Here is a 3,952-nt window from a genome sequence, read left to right on the forward strand (position 1 = left end):
TCACCGAAAGAGGATTCCCGGAACCGGTACTGGCCGACTCCGGCAACGGTGCCCACCTCCTCTATCGTATCGACCTCCCGAACGATGGTGAGGCCACCCGGCTCGTGAAGGGCTGTCTTACGGTTCTCGATGCCACGGTGGCAGAAGAGATCTGCGGGATTGCACTGAAACGACGGGATCATTACTTCTTTTTTGATCGGGAGGCCTACCGGAGATGGAACGGGTCGGTGGTCGTCTGGCTCGAACCGGCACCACCCGGCGGGGATGGCACCGGAGGTGATGGGGGGGAACAACCCCCCACCAATGGCGGGGGCGGCGTTGGCGGAATGGCGGCAATTTTGCAGCAGCATGGAGGCACATGCCGCCATGATAAAACCGGGGTATTCCAACCGAATGGTACAGATCTAAGAGAGAATAGAGAGACGCTTCTTCAAGAGAAGAGGATATTGCGGAAGAATGAGACCCCACAGCACCTAGACGTCTCTCATACAGATGCGGGTTCGGGTGGGTGTGCCCTGGCAGATTCCTCCAGCAAAATTGCTTCCGATGCAATTCTGGCCGGAGAGGTCGAACAAAGCAACATCCTCGCCCGGTATGATGGCGGCACCTCCCACAGTCTACTACACCCTGCTGTACATGCCGCCAACGTGGGTGCATCCCGTGTCTGCGACACAGAGCATGTGTCCGGCATCATCCCCCTGCCGGGGCTTCTGACGCCGAACGAGTTCTTTCGGACGGCGAAGGATATGGGGAACTGTTCCGTCTGCGGTGAGGGCAGGATTGCCTGGTGGTCGGAGAAAGAAAGGACGGGAATATGTGAGAGATGTTATACGAGGTTTTTGAGGGAGGAGAACTGGGGGAAAGGAGTGGGGTGATCCCGATTAAAGTATACGGGCAGAATCACCCTCTCTCTCATATGTATGACCTGTCCATCCCGTTCATCATCCCCGGGTCAAACCGGAGCACGACCTCCCGCGTATTCCCCTTCACCGGCTGGCGGTTCTGATCGATGATCCGGAGTCGAGTCTGTTCAGCCGGGTATGGAAGGTCGTATAGGAGAGACAGGCCTCATACATCCGGAGCAGGTAGCAAACCTCATCGAGCTGACCGTTGCAGCCCAGGTAGTTGGCGTCGTCCAGGCAGACGATGAGGACCACCTTTCGTCTGATGAGTTCCGCCGCGACGGGGTCGGTGAGCCGCCCGATAGGAATGCCGGAGAGCGGCGGCTAATGTCCGAAGAGTCTCCTGAAGATGGTGGCAAAGACGCGAAACGGCGTCCGGACGCTCTCGCAGTTGACGAGGACGGTGACGACACGGGGGGTGCACTCCTCAATCTCGGTGAAAATTTGCCGGACGCAGGTGGTCTTCCCGGTTCCCGGCGGGCCGTGGAGGGTGGTGTTGATGGGGGTCGCTACCCGCAGGGCGGGGCTGAGGAGCATGGCGAGCTCCCTGAGCTGGCTGTCACGGTAATGGTCTCGGGAGTGTGTAGGCGTATTCAAAGACCTCGGGATCTTTGAAGAGGGTCTGGTTTTCCATGAGATAGTGCTGTGGCATGAGAAGGGAGTCGGAGTGACTGTTATTATTGAGAGCTGTTATCTGGTAACTATCGAACCATTGTAACCGGAGTAATGTATTCAGAAACAAAAAATTGATTGTTCGTTCTCAACAAATTCCGCACGACATGGCCATTGTTCCGGATGGAATATTGAATTCGTTTATATCTGCTGCAACGATGGCTTTCGGGAGATATTTATTTCTTATTTCAAGGGTGAGCGTTATATTAAGCTCGAGTTTTTCATCTGAAACGTTAAGGTTAACGTTTATTTGATGAAGTTTTTTTAGTGCATATTTTGAGACACCAAATCTTTTAGAGGCATTTTGTATCTCCACGCCCTTGATATAATTTCCTTCACCGAAATCAATTATGATATTGTCTAAAACCAACGAATGCTTATGTTCGGCCCCTTTGGTAAATAGAAAAAGACTGTCATTTTCATAATCATAATCGATAGTATCTGCATCCGTGTGAATTTGATTTACAGCCATTTTATTTCACCCTCCTCTTTCTGTCTCTCTTATAGCAGGTTATTAAACTTATTATTATTTCAGGATTGGTAATCTTTACTGAAACCACCAAAGTCAGATCATAATCCTCGTTTAAATTGAATAGGATTTCAAATTTTTCATCCTCCTGATTTGATATTGCTACAGGATCACTACCCATGAGCATTTTATGAATACCATCAATATCAGGCATTAAATCATCTTTCCTCTCTTCAAGTCGAATTTTAAAGTGAGCGGAACTTATAATATTCTCACTTTTTAACCTGGAAAGGGATTGCAATAATATTGATATATTCATTTTATCGTAATCATTCTCCATATATTCTTTATTAAGCCATTCGCATTCCTTTTACATACTTAATGACAGTTGATGTCGATCAATTCTGACAATGATAACTGAACAAAGATACTGTCCTTTTTCCATAAGTATAAAACTAACCCGGTCATCACCCCGCCCCCAGCCACGCCACAAGGGCTCGCCACCCTTCCAGGTTGCGGATGATGCCATCCTGACCACGGTTGAGACCTGGGCCGACGGGAAGGCTGAACTCGGCTGAAAGGCCCGACGGATGCCTGAAACAGGGCTGCCAACCCCCCTGTTTTTGCGAAAATAAGGGCGAAACGGACGCCATTTCAATCATTCCAAAATGGTGTCAAAATACGGCTGTTTTGTGCGTTATTTTAAATATTGCCTGGTTATTGTGGAGTATTATGGGGGTGCCATTGGCTGCTTTTTTGAGAGGATGTATGGGGTGTCTCCGTCTGAGAAAGGCTCCCTCCGGCCGTCTGTGTGGATGCGTTTTTTGGGGGTGCGGGCCTGTGGGGGAGGCTATTTAAGCGTTGCTTAACGTATTGCCGGGATTTTTTCTCAGATGATTTCTACAGAACCGATATCATGCTGTTCTCTGGCAGAATCATCGAAACAGGTTGAGCTATTTCGACGGTTTGGCCTGAAGAGATATGTATAATGAAACGAAATGGATCTTCTGAGGATCTAATTCTTCCTGAAAATGGAGTGGGGACCGGTCTGCCTGCGGTAAAAAAAATAGTATAGAGTTGATAGGATGAAACTGAAAACAGGTATGCAGGCTCCGGGCCTGCTGATGGTATGTTCCGGGGCAACCTTTTCACCGGTGTGCCGGGTCATATCCCGGTATCACTCCACTGACAGATCAGGGGTTATGACATGAATGAGATATGTGAACTACCACGCCCTAAAGGGCGTGGCTTCCTGCTTCATTGACAACACTTGCATCACAGAAACGTGATGTAGAGGAATTGCCTCCACGGGCATAAAGGGCTGTTCCATCCCTATACGACAGATATTTACTGCCGCATTATAATCTCGGTTGGCAACGAATCCACAATTGGGACATTCGTGAACCCTATCGGATAACGTCTTTTTAACAATTTGTCCACAATTAGAGCACATCTGTGTTGTATTTTTTGGGTTGACTTTGGTGAATTTCGTACCAGCACTTTCAGCCTTGTACGAGAGATAAGAAAAGAATCTTCCCCATGCTACACTGTGGATGCTCCTGTGCATACCTGTATTGTTGCCTTTCTCCTTCAGTCCCCTGACATCCAGATTTTCAACACAAATCGTGGCATATGTATCAACATACTGGCGGGATAGTTTGTGCAGGAAATCGTTTCTCTGGTTGGAAATATGTTCATATACTTTGGCCAACCTGTCTTTTGCCTTCTTCCAGTTGTTTGAGAACCGTTTTTTCCTTGATACACTCTGCTGTAATTTTTTGATCTTTACCAGAGATTGTTCATAGAATCGGGGGTTCTCAACCGCCCTCCCATCACTATCGACACAATATGAATTCAGTCCGACATCAATACCGACAGACCTGCCACATTGTTTTGTTTCAGAAACTTC

Annotated in this window: 5 protein-coding genes and 1 pseudogene; 2 read left to right on the top strand and 4 right to left on the bottom strand. The window is 48.4% G+C overall.

Features of this window, described 5'->3' with window-relative positions; translation table 11 throughout:
- Window positions 1-875: pseudogene (locus tag MKMG_RS10960) on the top strand (hypothetical protein); the annotation flags it as partial.
- A 351-nt stretch (window positions 876-1,226) separates the two neighbouring features.
- On the opposite strand, the gene MKMG_RS10965 reads toward MKMG_RS10960, so the two are convergent.
- From MKMG_RS10965 to MKMG_RS10975, 3 genes are all read right to left on the bottom strand, one after another.
- On the bottom strand, window positions 1,227-1,499 hold the full coding sequence (locus MKMG_RS10965; RefSeq protein ID WP_165077953.1) for an AAA family ATPase: 273 nt from the start codon (window positions 1,497-1,499) through the stop codon (window positions 1,227-1,229).
- 163 nt (window positions 1,500-1,662) lie between these two features.
- Window positions 1,663-2,046 (bottom strand): DUF2283 domain-containing protein, encoded by a 384-nt coding sequence (locus MKMG_RS10970; protein WP_165077955.1) that lies wholly within the window; start codon window positions 2,044-2,046, stop codon window positions 1,663-1,665.
- Between the two features lies 1 nt (window position 2,047).
- Window positions 2,048-2,383: a hypothetical protein gene (locus MKMG_RS10975; RefSeq protein WP_254059177.1), complete on the bottom strand. Its 336-nt coding sequence runs from the start codon at window positions 2,381-2,383 to the stop codon at window positions 2,048-2,050.
- Between the two features lie 70 nt (window positions 2,384-2,453).
- Between MKMG_RS10975 and MKMG_RS10980 the strand changes: the two genes are divergently transcribed.
- Entirely contained in the window at window positions 2,454-2,621 is a 168-nt protein-coding gene (locus MKMG_RS10980) for a hypothetical protein (RefSeq protein WP_165077957.1), read from the top strand.
- Window positions 2,622-3,268: 647 nt separating this feature from the next.
- Here the strand turns inward: MKMG_RS10980 and MKMG_RS10985 are convergent.
- Window positions 3,269-3,952, bottom strand: a 684-nt coding sequence (locus tag MKMG_RS10985; protein ID WP_165077959.1) for an RNA-guided endonuclease TnpB family protein, incomplete at its 5' end; no start/stop codon positions are given.

The sequence above is a fragment of the Methanogenium sp. MK-MG genome, assembly GCF_009914725.1.
Classification (GTDB): Archaea; Halobacteriota; Methanomicrobia; order Methanomicrobiales; family Methanomicrobiaceae; genus Methanogenium.

Coding starts and splice junctions, on each gene's coding strand:
- MKMG_RS10970 (WP_165077955.1), bottom strand. CDS start 2,046: ATGGCTGTAAATCAAATTCACACGGATGCAGATACTATCGATTATGAT.
- MKMG_RS10975 (WP_254059177.1), bottom strand. CDS start 2,383: ATGGAGAATGATTACGATAAAATGAATATATCAATATTATTGCAATCC.
- MKMG_RS10980 (WP_165077957.1), top strand. CDS start 2,454: ATGATAACTGAACAAAGATACTGTCCTTTTTCCATAAGTATAAAACTA.